At 44.4% G+C, this 13,436-nt stretch carries 13 protein-coding genes; 9 read left to right on the forward strand and 4 right to left on the reverse strand.

The genetic code is table 11. From position 1 onward, the window contains the following. On the reverse strand, positions 1-1,546 hold a 1,546-nt coding region (locus tag RYL88_RS07235), incomplete at its 3' end, for a methyl-accepting chemotaxis protein (RefSeq protein ID WP_314990167.1). Positions 1,547-1,658: 112 nt separating this feature from the next. On the opposite strand from RYL88_RS07235, the gene RYL88_RS07240 reads away from it, so the two are divergent. Continuing rightward, the gene (locus tag RYL88_RS07240) at positions 1,659-2,024 is read left to right on the forward strand and encodes a DUF488 family protein (RefSeq protein ID WP_314990169.1); all 366 of its coding nucleotides are present in this window, start codon (positions 1,659-1,661) and stop codon (positions 2,022-2,024) included. A gap of 355 nt (positions 2,025-2,379) precedes the next feature. On the opposite strand, the gene RYL88_RS07245 is transcribed toward RYL88_RS07240, so the two are convergent. From RYL88_RS07245 to RYL88_RS07255, 3 genes are read right to left on the reverse strand one after another with little or no spacing between them, the layout of a single operon-like run. After that, a complete protein-coding gene (locus RYL88_RS07245; RefSeq protein ID WP_314990171.1) occupies positions 2,380-4,842 on the reverse strand; it encodes an MMPL family transporter in 2,463 nt (820 codons plus the stop codon). Between the two features lie 7 nt (positions 4,843-4,849). After that, entirely contained in the window at positions 4,850-5,437 is a 588-nt protein-coding gene (locus RYL88_RS07250; RefSeq protein WP_314069005.1) for an ABC transporter substrate-binding protein, read from the reverse strand. A gap of 1 nt (position 5,438) precedes the next feature. Further along, positions 5,439-6,140, reverse strand: a complete 702-nt coding sequence (locus RYL88_RS07255) for a VacJ family lipoprotein (protein ID WP_314990173.1) — start codon at positions 6,138-6,140, stop codon at positions 5,439-5,441. Between the two features lie 183 nt (positions 6,141-6,323). Here RYL88_RS07255 and RYL88_RS07260 point away from each other — a divergent pair, with 183 nt between their 5' ends. The 8 genes from RYL88_RS07260 (at position 6,324) to RYL88_RS07295 (ending at position 13,030) form a co-directional block, all read left to right on the forward strand. Then, positions 6,324-7,106: a TOBE domain-containing protein gene (locus RYL88_RS07260; RefSeq protein WP_314735025.1), complete on the forward strand. Its 783-nt coding sequence runs from the start codon at positions 6,324-6,326 to the stop codon at positions 7,104-7,106. Positions 7,107-7,108: 2 nt separating this feature from the next. Continuing rightward, positions 7,109-7,855 carry a molybdate ABC transporter substrate-binding protein gene (gene modA / locus RYL88_RS07265; RefSeq protein WP_314990175.1) on the forward strand — a complete coding sequence of 249 codons (747 nt, stop codon included), beginning with the start codon at positions 7,109-7,111 and terminating at the stop codon, positions 7,853-7,855. Then, positions 7,856-8,236 (forward strand): TOBE domain-containing protein, encoded by a 381-nt coding sequence (locus RYL88_RS07270; RefSeq protein WP_314990177.1) that lies wholly within the window; start codon positions 7,856-7,858, stop codon positions 8,234-8,236. It abuts the gene before it with no gap. Continuing rightward, a complete protein-coding gene (locus RYL88_RS07275; RefSeq protein WP_314990179.1) occupies positions 8,233-9,177 on the forward strand; it encodes an ATP-binding cassette domain-containing protein in 945 nt (314 codons plus the stop codon). Before RYL88_RS07270 ends, RYL88_RS07275 begins: the two co-directional genes overlap by 4 nt. Further along, positions 9,174-9,848, forward strand: coding sequence for a molybdate ABC transporter permease subunit (gene modB, locus RYL88_RS07280; protein ID WP_314990181.1), 675 nt, complete (start codon positions 9,174-9,176; stop codon positions 9,846-9,848). The genes RYL88_RS07275 and modB overlap by 4 nt, the downstream gene beginning before the upstream one ends. Further along, a complete protein-coding gene (locus RYL88_RS07285) occupies positions 9,845-10,312 on the forward strand; it encodes a redoxin family protein (RefSeq protein WP_314990183.1) in 468 nt (155 codons plus the stop codon). Before modB ends, RYL88_RS07285 begins: the two co-directional genes overlap by 4 nt. 217 nt (positions 10,313-10,529) lie before the next feature. Then, positions 10,530-11,864, forward strand: coding sequence for an MBOAT family O-acyltransferase (locus RYL88_RS07290; RefSeq protein ID WP_314990185.1), 1,335 nt, complete (start codon positions 10,530-10,532; stop codon positions 11,862-11,864). Next, complete coding sequence (locus tag RYL88_RS07295) at positions 11,864-13,030, forward strand: DUF459 domain-containing protein (protein WP_314990187.1); 1,167 nt, start codon at positions 11,864-11,866, stop codon at positions 13,028-13,030. Before RYL88_RS07290 ends, RYL88_RS07295 begins: the two co-directional genes overlap by 1 nt. Positions 13,031-13,436: the final 406 nt, after the last annotated feature.

Consider the following 13,436-nt stretch of genomic DNA (forward strand, 5'->3'; position numbering starts at 1 on the left):
GACTAATAGCGCTCATAGAGCTAGACATCTCTTCGACTGCGGCGGCACTTTCTTGGATGGAGTGGGCTTGCTTGCCTGCGCCGTCGGTTAGATTTTTCATAGACTGGGCTAGGATTTTAGCCTTTTCTTCTAGCATTTGAGCCTCTTTTAGGCTTTCTCTTAGCATATTACCCACCGCATCGCCGGCGCTTTGTATGCCTACGATCATATCTTTTAGATCGCTTTCAAGCTCCTCTTTTAGCTCGACTTTGGCAGTGTAGTCGTTTTTGTTATACGAATTTAGCACTCGCGCGATGTCTTTTAAATTTGACGAGATGGAGCTAAAAAAGCGATTTAGCAAATCTTTTAGCTGCACCAAAGCCGGATTATTAGGATTAGCCTTGATGGTTGCGCCCATGTGGCCTTTTATCATGAGATTTGCGATGCCGTTCATCTCGTCGATTAGAGCGCTGTCTTTTTTGATACCGTTTATGACTTTATCGATATTTTCGTTTATGGCGCGACTCATCATACCGAATTCATCCTGCGTCGCTACGGCTAGTTTTTGCGGGGCTTTGGACTCTTCGTAGGTAACGAATTTAAACGTATCTTCTAGCTTTTCTTGGATAGTTTTTACCGGGCTTAGAGACTTTTTGAGCAAGATATAAACGAAAATCGAAAGCGCCGCGATAAAAAGCGCGGCTAATATGAGCTGAGCCTTTAAAAGCGGTAAGGTATTTGACGAGAAGGTATCCGCGCCGATAGCCGCTACTGCTAGCCAGCCTTTATCGTTTATGGCCATTACCTTTGCCGTTACGTTTTCGCCCTTATAGTTGGTGTATGGGATTAGCCCGTTTTCGTCGAATTTTTTAGCCGCAAACGCCTCGGCTAGATATTTGCTTGCGGGGATCGTTTTGCCGACGTTGTTTGGGTCGTTATGCATTAGTATTAGGCCGTCTTTATTCATCAGATAAACATAGCCGTATTTTGTTTTGCCCATTTCAAGGATTTTTTTACTTATATTATCGATTTTTAGATCAAGGCCGGCCACACCCGCAAATTTACCGTCCTGGCTTACGGGTACGGCAAAAGTCATAACTAGCGTCTGATTTATAGCATCTATGTACGGCTCGGTATATATCGCATTATTTGCGCTCTTAGCCTGTACGTACCATCCTCTCGTTCTAGGGTCGTAGTTGTCTTTTTCGGGAGTAGTTTTAGTATTATCGGACTGAAAATAATGCCCGTCGGCTTCTCTACCAAAGTAAATATCGCTTACTACGGCGCTAGCGTGACTTTTTTCAAATGCTAACGCTTTTAAAATATCCTCTTCGTCGTGTTGATTTTTAGAATTATCGGCTAGATTTTTAGCCGCACCCAGATAATCCTCAAAAAAAGTATCGGTGGTGATTTTGATATCGCTTAAAATTTGATCTTGAGTTTGACTAACCAGCTCCACTACTTTATCTCGCGCCGTATAGTAGCTCACTGCCGAAATGGCGGCAAAAGACGCGACTAGCGCAACAATAAGCATGGTAGCGATTTTGTTCGTGATGGATTTAAACATCGCTTTTTCCTTTAAATCATTTTTTAATACAGATTATACGACTAATGCGTTAAAAAAATACTTAATGAGCTTATTTGTATAAATTTTAGGAAAATTATCGTATAATTGCAAAATGTTTAAAATTTTTAGAATTTATGATTTTATAAAAGACGATGAAAGTAGCGATTTTTACGGCGTATTTATCGATAGACTCTATCCTCGCGGGATAAAAAAAGAGATTTTTAGCTCATTTTTATGGTTAAAGTCCGTCACCCCTTCAAGCGAGCTAAGGAAGTGGTTTCATGAGGATAAAGAGGCTAGATTTAGCGAGTTTAGACTTAAATTTAAAACCGAACTAGCGACGGCAGAGGCCAAAGAAGGGATTAAACAACTGCTAAATTTAGCCAAAACGCATGGTAAAATCGCACTACTAACTGCCGCAAAAGACGTAAATTTAAGCCACGCGCCTATCATTTTAGAAGCTCTAAATGCTCGGTAACGCTACGCGGGGTTTTAGATTTTCCAGTCAAATTTATAAATTTAGCAAGACGCGAAGCAAATATTCAAGGCAGAATAGGCGTAGTTTAGCTTTAAAATTTTAACCCGCGAGGGAGCGGACTCGTCGTCCGTGCCCCGAGTATCTTATTGGTAACGCACCGCTGAGCTTTAGATTTTGCAGTCAAATTTATAAATTTAGCAAGACGCAAAGTAAATATTCCAGACAGAATAGGCGTAGTTTAAATAGTTTTTCTGCTTCGCTTCACTCGCAGCTAAAATGAGACGATTGGGCGTGACGGGAGCATACATGTAGTATGTGACCGAGCGCCTTAATCAAAAACTACTTTTGAAATCCGTCATTTATGGGGAATTCTAACCCGGTAAAAGGTTTTGATTAGAGTCGGCAGTAGCACCAGCGCCCCCAGCAACATCATTATCATAACAAGATCGGTCAAAAGTCCAAAATATATCGTCGGGATAAAGTTACTAGTTACCATTATGCTAAAGCCCAGGATAATCGCAAACGAGGTGTAGTACATCGCGTAGCCGATACTTGCGTGCGAGGCCTTGATCGACTCGGCGACATTTTTGCTGCGAAGCTCGATTTTTAGGCGATGGATGTAGTGGATGATGTCGTCCACGCCGATGCCTATGCTGATAGCCGCTATCGTAATGCTCATGATATCAAGCGGGATACCCATCACGCCCATGACGCCAAATACCGCACAAAGCGGGATCAAATTTGACGCAATAGCGATGGCGGCAAGCTTAATGCTTTTAAAAATAATGCAAAAAACGATAAAAAGCGACAAGATGACAAAACCAAAAGAATCGACCTGCGAGGCGATGAGGCTTTGAAGGAGGTTGTTATAAAGCACCATCGCGCCGCTAACTTGCACGCTTGCGTTGTCGTTTGCGATCAAATTTGCGATATCGGTTCTAAGCTCGCGCAAAAACTCGTCCCTGCGTAGCGCGTCGTCGCTATCAAGGGTTCGCGCCGTAAAGCGCAGTTCGTTATCTTTTATGCTTACGTAGGGGCTTAGGATTATGTCTTTGTATTTTTGCGGGATCTGTTCGTAAAGGATCGAGAGCATGAGGCCATCGGCGGGCTTTTGCGTGATGCGCTCGACGACCTTTACGACGGTATTTAGGCTGCTGGCGTGTCCGACGAAGCGCTTGTTTTCTAGATAGTTATGTACCTTTTTCGCGACGTCGATTTTGTGCTGATTAAACCAATACTTATCCTCGTTCGCGCTAGCGGCAAATTCGTCGTCAAATTCGTCTTTAGGCTCGTTTTTGGCCGCGCTTTGCTCAAATTTAGGCTTGTTAAATTTGATCAATATATCGACCGGCACCGTACCGCCTAGCTTCGTATCGATCACCTGCATGCCTTTGTGGATTTCGGTCGTATCTTTAAAATAGCTTATGAAGCTGTTTTCGACTTTTAGCTTTGAGATGCCGTAAAGCCCGAAAATAAGCACCGCAAGGCTAATAGCATAAACGGCGCGGCTGTGATTTAGCGCAAACGCGGCGCAGTGCTTGGTAAAGCTAAATTTATCCTCAAACGTCCTAACCGGAGCGAGCTTTGGCATCAGCGCCATCGCGGAGCCAAATAGCAAAAATGCGAGCGCTAGCGAGATGGAGATCGACGCGCTCATCATGATTCCAAGCATTATGATGGGCTTGATATCGGAAAGCGCAAGAGACAAAAAGCCGATAACGGTCGTAAATATCGCAAAAAACGACGGACTGGCCTTATCGCGTAGCGTGAGATAGACTAGCTGGCGGTTGTTAAGATGCGGCTTTGTGATGCAAAACTCGCGGTAGCTCACGATCAGATGGATAACGACGGAGATAGTGATGATGAGCTGAAGGGCTATGTAGTTTGAGCTAATTACCGTGATCTCCCAGCCAAAAAACCCAAACAGTCCGCTCGCCCAAATAACGCTAATCACGCATATAAAAATCGGCATAACGATGTGGCGAATCTGTCTAAAAAACAGCCAAAGGCAAAAGACCAAAAGCAACGTCACGCTGATGCCGTATGTCGCAAGATCCGAGCGCACGAAGCTCACCATATCATCGGCGATCATATTTGCCCCGCCTAAAAACAGGCTCTCGCCTCCGCCGAATTTCGCTATCGTCTCTCGGATATGCTCGATCGCTGCGTGCTCTTTTATACGAGCTTCGTCGCGGTAAGCCTTAAACTGCGCGTTTACGGCGCTTAGATGCTGTTTTTGCTCGCTTGTGATGTTGCCCTCAAGCTTGGCGTTTAGCAGGGCGTTTCGCTCGTTTAGTATGCTTTGATATTTCTCGTCGGTCTTTAAATTTAGCACGATCGCCGTAGTTTTTAGGTCGCGACTAACGAGGTTATTGGTATATAGCGGGCTATCCGCAAACTCGCGGCGCACCAAGGTTTTGTTTATATCGGCATCGGCAAGACTAGGTACATGCTTAACCAGCTCGCCAAGATCGTTAGTTCCGCTTTGAAGCAGCGGGATGTTTAGTACCGAAATGGCGTTTGAAACAAGCTCGTTTTTTTCTAGTTCTCGGCTTAAATTTTCTATCTTTTTAAGCGTAGAAGGCGCGAGCAGATCGTCTTTTGGCGTGTAGGCGATGACTAGGTAGTTTGGGCTGACGTAGCGTTTAGAAACGTCTCTAAAGACGGCCAGATCTTTATCGTTTTCAAGTAGCAGCGTCTCGGTAGACGCATCAACCTCGAGCTTGCCGCTAAAATATCCAAAAACTAGCGTCGCGGCTAGCACGCCCGCGATAACGCTTTTTGGAAAATCGACGATAAATTTAAAAATCCGCTTCATCAGCGCCTTATTGCGGGGCTTGGACGGAGTTTAGCTTGCTAAGCAAATTTTCAAAACTCTCGTTTTCCATCAGGCTGTCAAACTGGCTGCGGTAGGTCTGGATGATACTAACACCTAAAATTTCGACGTCGTAGATGAGCCAACCGCGCTCTTTGGCGTTATAAAATTTATACGTAAAGCCGTAGTTTTTGCCGTCCTCGCCGACTAAATCGGCGTTTAGAAAGTAGCGATTTTCGTTTGGTTTGGTTACGTCTTTAAAATTTATGGTTTGGTTTTTGTAGCTTAAAAGTTTATCGACGTAGCTTGATTTTAATCTCTCTTCAAAAGCTTTGTTAAATTTGACCTTTTGCTCGGCGCTTAGGTTGTTGTAGCGCTTGCTTAGAGCGATCTTTGACATCTGTTCGTAGTCGAAATACGGGTCAAAAACGGCGAAAATTTTACTTATTTTCTCGTCTTTGCTCAAATTTGCGTTTTTTAGCACCTCGATGGCGTCTTGCGTCGCTTTTTGCATCGTAGGTTTTATCTGCTCCTCGCTAATAGCAAAGAGGCTAACCGCGCTAAAAAGCGCAAGTAGGATGATTTTTAAAAACTTCATTTTATTCCTTTATTAAATGATTTCGGCGCTGTTCATATGCGTCGCGTAGAAACGGATACAGATCGATCGCATCTTTTTTAAGCTCGTCGTAAGCGTTTGGGTGCAAAGACAAAAGATTGCCTTGCCGAAAAGACTTTATCGCAAACGAATCTAGCATCGGTTTTACGTAGCTGACGGGATCTAGGTAATAATCCCCGACCATGCCTGCCATATCGCGTAAATTTGAAGGCCCCAGAAACGGCAAAACCACGTGAAATCCACTGCCTACCCCCCAGTAGCCTAGCGTCTGACCCAAGTCCTCGTCGTGGCGTTGCAGATTATAGTATTTAGCGCCGTCGGTTAGCCCGCCAAAGCCGATAATCGTATTTGCCAAAAATCTCAGCGTCTCCTCGCCCGCCTCGCTAAATTTAAGTTGCAAGACGTTATTTACGAAGCGGACGGGATATAAAAGGTTGTCAAAAAAATTTCCCGCGGCGGTTCTTGCGGCCTCGGGCACCACGTAGTTGTATCCTTTTACCGCGGGATGGATGGCGTTTACATACATAAAATCGTTAAAACCGGTCATCATTCTATTATAACCGCTAAGCGGATCGAAAATCTCGCTAGGCTGCGTAAATTCGTCGTCAAATTCGCCCTTTTCTTGCGTTTGTTTAGCAAAAACGCAACTAAAAACGAGCAAAAAAGAGAGTAAAATTTTTCTCATCGAATCTCCGAATTTCAAGTCTGCAAAGGCAGTAATCTAGGATTTTATCTCAATGTAGCTTTTAAATTTATAAATTTCAAAAAGCCCGGTATTACGAAGTTTATTTAAGTTATTTTTCATATATATTTAAATATACTTCCTAGCAAATTATTTTTTTATATTTATAAAATTTGGGGGATTTTCATGAAAGCAGACGTTAGTTTAGAGCTATTTTTAGATAGCGGCGTATCGGTGCTGGCTAAACATATAGAGCTTTTAAAGGCCGTCGAACACACTAAAAGCATAACAAAAGCGGCCGAGTACGTCGGCATCTCGTACAAAAACGCATGGGACAGCCTGGACGCGCTAAACAACCGCTCGGACGAACCGCTAATCGCAAGAGCCGAAGGCAACAAGAAAAACAGCGGCTCGGAGCTCACTGCATACGGCAAAAAGATGATCGCGCTATACGACGCGATGCTGGAGAGCCAAAAGATATTTTTAGAAAAAGTTTGTTCAAATATAAACGTCGATACGAACGAAATTTTAAATTTACAGCGCATGAGCATGAGTTTGAGCGCACGAAACCAACTAAGCTGCGAGATAACCGAAGTAAAAACGGGCGCGGTAAATTCGCAAATCAGCGCCAAACTCTCAAACGGCGAAATTTTACGCGCTAACGTCACGGTCGAGTCCGAAAAAAATCTAAATTTAAAGGTCGGCAAAAAGGTCGTATTTATCTTTAAGGCTCCAAGCGTAATGCTCGCAAAAGAGGAAAATCTAAAACTAAGCGCGGCAAATTTACTAAAAGGACGCGTGATCGAGGCCAAAATCGGCTCGGTAAACGCCGAAATCGTGCTAGAAATCAGCAATCATCAGACGATAACCTCTATCATCACCAAAGAAAGCGCGATGCAGATGCGTATCGGCGTGGGCGACGAGCTCACCGCTATAATCAAAGCAAGTCAAATCATAATAGGAGTATAAAAATGAAAAAAACATTTTTTTCGCTAGTAGTCGCGGCTCTCGCGGCTTTTCATCTAAACGCGGGCGAGATCAACGTATTTGCCGCAGCAAACGTCACTTACGCGTTTGACGAGCTAAAAGCGGAGTTTGCTAAAACAAATCCGGATACCAAAGTAACCGTAAATTTAGGCGCTAGCGGCGCGCTATCTACCCAAGTCAAAAACGGCGCTCCAGCGGACGTTTTCATGGCGGCGAATATGAAATTCGTACAGGACCTATACGACGCCAAATTTGCCGTAACCCAGCCCGTAGTATACGCTCAGGGCGCGCTTGCGCTATTTACGATCAGAGATATCGATCTAGCTAAGGGCATAAATGCGGTAGAAGGCCTAAAAGCCATCGCGATCGCAAATCCTGAGACCGCTCCGTACGGCAAAGCTAGCATCGAAGCTCTAAAAAAAGCCGGCATCTACGATAAAGTCGAGAAAAACGTCGTCATCGCAAAATCTATCGGCGAAGCTCTAAGCCAAGCTCTAAGCGCTGCCGATGTAGGATTTATCGCGGCCTCTGCTATGTACGATAAAAAAATGGCCGAGTACAAAGAGGGTAAAAACTTCATCCTTATAGATCCCGCGCTTTACACCCCGATCGACCAAGGTATGGTTATCCTAAAACACGGCGAAAACAATCCTGAAGCAAAAGCTTTCTACGACTTCATCAGAAGCGACCGCGCGAAGGAAATCTTTAGAAAATTCGGATACAACATCTAAATGATAAAGGCTAAAATTTCGGCGATAGAGCAAAACGACGGCGTTAGCGTTTTTGAGTTTAGCGCCGAAAATTTAAGCCTAAAAATGCTCTCTTTGGAAAATCTGCAAAATTTAAAAATCGGCGACGAAGTTCGGCTAGGCTTTAAAAGCTCGGACGTATTCGTCGCTACTTCCCCGCTTTTAAACTGCTCGGTCTCAAACGAGATAAAAGCGCAAATTTCAGATATCCAAAAAGGACAAATCACGAGCTCGCTGCATCTAAACGCGGGCAAATTTGAGTTTGAAAGCATCATCTCGACGGCATCGCTAAAGCGGCTAAATTTAGCGCCGGGCGATCAAATTTACGCCTACGTCAAGGCAACCTCGCTCTACATCGCATGATAGAACTAAACTGCATAAAAAGCCTAAACGGCGCGAACGGGAAATTTTATTTAGACGTAAATTTGAACGTAAAAAAGGGCGAATTCGTCGCTCTCTACGGCAAAAGCGGCAGCGGCAAAACTACGCTTTTGCGCCTGATCGCAGGCTTTGAAACGCCTGATAGCGGAACGATAAAAGCTGGCAATCGGACGCTTTTTGACGGTAAAAACTTCACTCCGCCGCAAAGCCGAAATATCGGGTTTTTATTTCAAGACTACGCCCTTTTTCCAAATATGAACGTGATGAAAAATCTGCTTTTTGCGAACAACGACGTAAATTTAGCCCGCAAACTGCTGGGTCTCGTCGAGATGAGCTCACTAGAAAACGCCGCCATCTCGCAGCTCTCCGGCGGCCAAAAGCAGCGCGCCGCCCTAGCCCGCGCTCTCATGCGAAAGCCTGAAATTTTACTCCTCGACGAGCCGCTTTCAGCCCTTGATAACGCCATGCGCGAAAAGCTGCAAGACTACCTAGCTAAGGTGCACGCCGAGTTTGGTATGACGACGATTTTGGTTAGTCACGACGTCGCGGAGATTTACAAACTCGCGTCCAAAGTATTCGTGCTTGAGGGAGGCAAAATAACGCAAGAAGGCGGCCCTGGCGAGATATTTTTGAAACACAAAGGCTCGCAGAAATTTAGCCTGCCGGCAAAAATTTTAGAAATCTCAAAGCGCGACGCCATCTACGTAGCCGTCGTCTCCGTAGGTCAGCAGCTTTGCGAAGTAGCGCTAAGTGCCGCGGAAGCTGCAAATTTAAAATCAGGCGACGAAGCGTCGATAAGCGCCAAGGCGTTTGGGCTAAATTTACAAAAAAACGGTAGCGAAAACGACGAATTTTACGGTGCGAAATCAGGCAAATTTGACGAGCGAAACGATCAAATTTACGCGCAAAGCGAGCCAAAATGAGTATCGACTTTACGCCCTTTTACCTCTCGCTAAAGCTTGCTTTTATCTCGACTGCGATCCTGTTTTTTCTCATGCTGCCGGTTGCGTTTTGGCTTAGCCGAGCGAGTTTTAAATTTAAACCCGTGCTCGAGGCCGTGATCTCGCTGCCTCTGGTGCTGCCGCCTTCGGTGCTTGGATTTTATCTGCTTGTTTTTCTCTCGCCTTACAACTTTTTGGGTAAATTTTTTGAGGAAACCTTCGACGTGCGCCTCGTGTTTAACTTTTCAGGCCTCATCATCGCTAGCTGCATTTACTCGCTGCCTTTTATGTTTCAGCCGCTTCAAGCGGGCTTTGCGAGCCTGCCAAAGAGCCTTTTTGAGGCGAGCTACTCGCTAGGCAAGGGCAAATGGGAGACGCTTTTTAGAGTCGCTCTGCCAAACATCAAACCCTCGCTTCTAACCGCGCTCATAGTGAGTTTTGCGCATACTTTGGGCGAGTTTGGCGTCGTGCTGATGATAGGCGGCAGCGTCGGGGATAAGACCAAGGTCGCCAGCATCGCTATCTACGAGGCCGTCGAACTCATGGATTACACAAAGGCGCACGTCTATTCGGCAATTATGCTGTTTATAAGCTTTGCGGTGCTATTTTTAGTCTATTTTTTCAACAATTCACACGCAAAGAGGACGCAATGAAAGACATAAACGCAAATCCGGTTAAATTTAGCGAGCTCGTCGCAGGCAAAAACTACATCCTTTTTACATATCCCAAAATGGGCGAGAGCGGGAAGTTTTTACCGGAAAATTTAAAGGATTTAAAGGGATTAACAGGCTGCACGCTTCAGTGCAAAGCCTACCAGGAAAACCTTGCAAAGCTAGAATCCGCAGGCTTTACGCTAATAGCCATCGGCTCTCAAAGCGTAGAAAAGATGAATAAATTTAAACAAAGCGTAGGTGCGAATTTTATCTTTTTGAGCGACGAAAACTTCGAGCTAGAATCACAGCTAAATTTGCAAACCTTTACCACGAACGACGGTAAGAAATTTTACCGCCGCCAAACGCTGATCATCAAAAACGGCGAAGTCGTAAAAAGATTTAACGATGTAGCCGAGCCCGCAAACGACGCGGCAAACGTGCTGGCAGCCATAGAGCGGCTTTAAATTTTAGCTGATTTTCGCAAGAGGGTGAGAATTTAGGATTCAAATTTGGACGAGAATTTGAGCCGTTTTAAACTCAAATTTAAGCCCCGAATTTGACGCCTAATTTAAAACCCGTCCAAGCAAAACCGCAAGTCAAATTTTAAATTCCCGTCAAACGCAAATTTAACCTAACCCAAAATAATTTTTTTATATAATTACGCAAAAATTTAGGCGGGATATGAATCTTTTTTCCATAGAATTTGGCTTGTGCTTTTTTATTTTTTGGCCGATTTATTATTTTTTAAACACTCGCCCGCACCTGCAAAAAGCCGTTTTACTCGCCTTTTCTTATCTGTTTTTAGCTTCGTTCGAGCTTAAGTTTTTAATCATAAATTTTATCTTTAGCACCGCGATTTTTCTTTTTGCGAGAGCGGCTCAGGGCAAAGACTCAGTGATCCCGTTTGCCGCGGGCGTTATTTTCGTGCTTTGCGTGCTTATGTTTTTTAAATACGGCGACTATTTCGCGATCAAATTTACTCGCCTGCACCTAGAAAATATTGCGCTGCCGCTTGGCATTTCGTTTTATTCGTTCATGAGCATCTTGCTGCTAAAGGCCGTGCGAGACGGCGAGATAGAGCCGCCTAGCTACCTTGATACGCTCATTTTTCTTAGCTTTTTTGCCGCGATTATTTCGGGTCCGATTTTACGGCCAAAGCCCTTTTTCGAGGCGCTAAACTCCCCAAAGGTTTTTAGCGCTAGCCCTGTTATATTCGCGCTTTTGTGCTCTGCGCTTTTTAAAAAGCTCATAGTCGCAAACCATCTTTTTGAGATAGTTAATCCCGTTTTTGCCGCGCCTACCCTACCCGCCTCGCAGCTTCTTGGCGCGCTTTTTGGCTACAGCGTGCTGCTCTACGCCGATTTTAGCGGTTACGTGGACTTCGTGACGGCGCTAGGGCTCATGTGCGGTTTTGTTTTACCGCAAAACTTCAACCGTCCTTTTACGGCGCAAAATTTAAAAATTTTTTGGCAAAATTGGCACATAAGCCTTATGAATTTTTTCAAAGAGTGTGTCTATTTTCCGCTGGGAGGCAGTCGCAGCACGCAGGCGCAAACGCAGCTAAACGTGATGCTAGTCTTTGCGATCTCTGGCGTCTGGCACGGCGCGGGACTTAGCTTTTTACTCTGGGGGCTTATCCACGGCCTTGGCGTCGTGTTTTTAAACTTAACCGGCGAGCGCAAATGGCTAAATTCGGCCTTACTGGGACGGTATTTTACGTTTATTTTCGTGAGCATGGCTTGGGTATTTTTCACGATGGATTTTGAGGGGGCGGTGCGCTATATCGGGGCGATTTTTAGAAACTCGGGCGGCGAGTTTCTTGCGATTTGCGCGCTATTTGCGGGCGTTTTTGTCTTTGTATTTTTATACTCTGCGCTTGACGTTTATCCGGTTTTGGTTAAATTTTTTGAAAATATAAACGTTATTTTTTCAGCCGTTTTTTTGGCGATTTTTGGGATAATTATTTACTTTTTGATGCCGCCTGGTATGCCTAACTTTATATATCAAGGATTTTAATGAGAGCGTTTTTTGGGGTATTTCTCGCGTTTTTTACGCTGATTGCGCTATTTTTGCGACCACTGTCAAACTACTACGAAGCTAAATATCAAAAGGATTTTTTCATCACGGACGAGCGCGCTATGGCGTTAAGCGATAAATTTATAAACGCGGCCGAGGACGGCTTACAAAGCGCAAAATCGGCTCTTGATAAATTTATGCGGGTTTTTTGGGCTAAATTTAGCAAGCCTGATTTAAAGGGCGATAGAGTGGCCATGAGCGTGGCAACGCAAAATCAAACAGCAAATTTAAACACTCAAAATCAACAAAACCAAACCGCAAATTTAAACGCTCAAAACCAACAAAATTTAGCCGCAAACTCTAGTGCGCAAGATGAAGCGAATTTAACGACGAAAGACGCTCAAATTTCCCCCGTCGTATCCGATTTAAATTTAGACGAAAACGGCTCGCGGGACACAAATTTAGCGAGTTTAGCGCAAAAAACCGCGCAAGAAGATAAAGCGCAGCAGCCAAAATCCCGGGCTTTTGACATCGAGCTAAATGAAAATTTAGGCGTCATCTTGATAGGCGACTCCATAATGCAAGGCTTTGGCTGGGGCTTTGAAAACACGCTAAAAACAAGCAAAATCACGATAAAAAATCTAGCCAAAGCAAGCACGGGACTAACTAATAAAAAATTTTACGACTGGAGCGAAGAGCTAAAAAATGCGCTGGAAAATCTAAAAAACCCTCCACAAAATTTGCTGATTTTAGCGCTTTTTGGCGCAAACGATGCTTATAGCTACGCCTTTGAGGGACGCGCGCTAGAGTTTGGCACGGATGCGTGGAAGCAGGCTTACGAGGGCAGGATAGCGCAGATATACGACATAGCGGACGAATACGGCGCTCAAGTCGCATGGCTAGGGATGCCGTGCATGAGGAGCGAGAAATTCGACAAAAAAATGAAAACGCTAAATCTCATCTACAAGGACGCCGCGCAAAAACGAGGCGCGCGCTATATCGACATCGGCGGCGCGATCTGCGATAACGGCAAATATCTAAAGCAAGGCGCTGATAACAAGCCGCTACGTAACGACGACGGCGTGCATATCAGCCTAAACGGCGCCAAAAAGGTTGCTATTTACGTCGTGGACAAGCTTTTAAAAGAAAAAAACGATAATTTTTAGCAAGGCACCCTCTTTTGATTTGCTAAATTTACGGGGCCATGCCTTTTAAAGGACTTCTTATTTACTTCTTTTTTTGAAATTTTCATGCCAAATTTGCATAGTTTAAATTTAGCTACGGGTTAAATTTAGCCGCCGCGGTATTTTAGTGGCTGACCAAATAACAAGGCGAGACTTTACGGCGTAAAGCTTTGCTAAGGTCTTTAGCTTAGCAATTGTTGCGGCAAAACCATACGCAGTTTTAAAGATAAATGAATTTAGATGGATTATGGATTATTTTTGATTTTACGGATGGATTTAAAGAAACTTGCGGGACATTAAATTTAGTCCCGCAGGTTAGTAAAGGAGCGATTTTGCTCCTTTAAATTTAGATTACGCGTTGGTTATCTCTAATAGTTTGGTTACGCCG

The organism is uncultured Campylobacter sp. (assembly GCF_963517995.1).
Lineage (GTDB): Bacteria > Campylobacterota > Campylobacteria > Campylobacterales > Campylobacteraceae > Campylobacter_A.

Excerpts from the sequence above, each read along its gene's own strand:
- RYL88_RS07290 (WP_314990185.1), top strand. The coding sequence starts at position 10,530 with ATGAATCTTTTTTCCATAGAATTTGGCTTGTGCTTTTTTATTTTTTGG.
- RYL88_RS07245 (WP_314990171.1), bottom strand. The coding sequence starts at position 4,842 with ATGAAGCGGATTTTTAAATTTATCGTCGATTTTCCAAAAAGCGTTATC.
- modB (WP_314990181.1), top strand. The coding sequence starts at position 9,174 with ATGAGTATCGACTTTACGCCCTTTTACCTCTCGCTAAAGCTTGCTTTT.
- RYL88_RS07270 (WP_314990177.1), top strand. The coding sequence starts at position 7,856 with ATGATAAAGGCTAAAATTTCGGCGATAGAGCAAAACGACGGCGTTAGC.
- RYL88_RS07260 (WP_314735025.1), top strand. The coding sequence starts at position 6,324 with ATGAAAGCAGACGTTAGTTTAGAGCTATTTTTAGATAGCGGCGTATCG.
- modA (WP_314990175.1), top strand. The coding sequence starts at position 7,109 with ATGAAAAAAACATTTTTTTCGCTAGTAGTCGCGGCTCTCGCGGCTTTT.
- RYL88_RS07295 (WP_314990187.1), top strand. The coding sequence starts at position 11,864 with ATGAGAGCGTTTTTTGGGGTATTTCTCGCGTTTTTTACGCTGATTGCG.
- RYL88_RS07250 (WP_314069005.1), bottom strand. The coding sequence starts at position 5,437 with ATGAAGTTTTTAAAAATCATCCTACTTGCGCTTTTTAGCGCGGTTAGC.
- RYL88_RS07285 (WP_314990183.1), top strand. The coding sequence starts at position 9,845 with ATGAAAGACATAAACGCAAATCCGGTTAAATTTAGCGAGCTCGTCGCA.
- RYL88_RS07240 (WP_314990169.1), top strand. The coding sequence starts at position 1,659 with ATGTTTAAAATTTTTAGAATTTATGATTTTATAAAAGACGATGAAAGT.
- RYL88_RS07275 (WP_314990179.1), top strand. The coding sequence starts at position 8,233 with ATGATAGAACTAAACTGCATAAAAAGCCTAAACGGCGCGAACGGGAAA.
- RYL88_RS07255 (WP_314990173.1), bottom strand. The coding sequence starts at position 6,140 with ATGAGAAAAATTTTACTCTCTTTTTTGCTCGTTTTTAGTTGCGTTTTT.